Here is a 1226-nt window from a genome sequence, read left to right as displayed (position 1 = left end):
CTTGGAGGGTGGTCCCCCCATGTTCAGACAGGATTTCACGTGTCCCGCCCTACTCGAGTCCTGTATGTCGTCCGTCTCGTACGGGGCTGTCACCCACTCTTGCCGGCCATTCCAGACCGTTCCGATAAACTCCACACAGGCACTGGCCTGATCCGCGTTCGCTCGCCACTACTGACGGAGTCTCGTTGATGTCCTTTCCTCCGGGTACTTAGATGTTTCAGTTCCCCGGGTTCGCTTCAAACCCCTATGTATTCAGGATTTGATACCTTCACATGACCAACCGTATTGAAGACCCAGACCAGCCCGAAGACCAGACTGAACCCACAATACGGAAGGTCGAAGGTGGGTTTCCCCATTCGGAAATCCCTGGATCAAAGCTCGTTCGCAGCTCCCCAAGGCTTATCGCAGCGTACCACGTCCTTCATCGCCTCTCAGCGCCAAGGCATCCACCGAATGCTCTTAAGACACTTGATCGCTTCCATGATCGATGTCCGCTCGTGATCCGGCAGCCGCTGAGCGGAGGCCAATCACAAAACGAAACACGGTCAAAAAAACAAAAAGACCGATCGTCTCTCCTTTTCAGAAGAAACAATCTTATGCTTGCCGAACATAACCGGACAGGACCAGCTCTCGCTGCCAATCCGGCTACATTCCCTCTAAACGATGTCAGTTATTTGCCCGCCCCGCACGGTCCAGATGACCAGAGCAGGGTAGCAAAACTTGTGTTTTCCGGATGCGGTCCAACCACAGCCATCGCGCCTCGACCCATATGGGGAGACAGACAATGCGGGACGACAGACAATGGTGGAGCCAGTCGGGATCGAACCGACGACCTGATGCTTGCAAAGCAACCGCTCTCCCAGCTGAGCTATGGCCCCAATCTGCGATCGCGTCGGTCTTCGGTAATCGAGGCGAACCCCAATATGGTGGGCCTGGGACGACTCGAACGTCCGACCTCACCCTTATCAGGGGTGCGCTCTAACCACCTGAGCTACAGGCCCAGAATGATCAGGCACATACCGCTGAACGGTGTACCGATCACGCTATCCGGAATGAGAAAGAGAAACGAGGACGGCGCCGTCCCGCCAATCGGGTTCTGACTGAACCCATGTATCCAATGACGCCGCAAGAGGAGAGGACGGTCATCACAACCATCATCACTGAAGCAGCATCCTTAGAAAGGAGGTGATCCAGCCGCAGGTTCCCCTACGGCTACCTTGTTACGA

General features: G+C 55.5%; 2 tRNA genes and 1 rRNA gene. All 3 read right to left on the bottom strand.

Annotation, left to right across the window (positions count from 1 at the left end):
- A 23S ribosomal RNA gene (locus RQI43_RS24480) occupies positions 1–474 on the bottom strand; the annotation flags it as partial.
- 328 nt (positions 475–802) lie between these two features.
- Positions 803–878 (bottom strand) — tRNA-Ala (locus tag RQI43_RS24475).
- Positions 879–924: 46 nt separating this feature from the next.
- Positions 925–1001 (bottom strand) — tRNA-Ile (locus RQI43_RS24470).
- Positions 1002–1226 lie beyond the last annotated feature (225 nt).

Source organism: Methylobacterium sp. WCS2018Hpa-22 (genome assembly GCF_031843785.1).
In the GTDB taxonomy this organism is placed as follows: Bacteria; Pseudomonadota; Alphaproteobacteria; order Rhizobiales; family Beijerinckiaceae; genus Methylobacterium.
The sequence above is the reverse complement of the archived record's forward strand: the minus strand, read 5'-3'. Positions and strand labels throughout refer to the sequence as shown.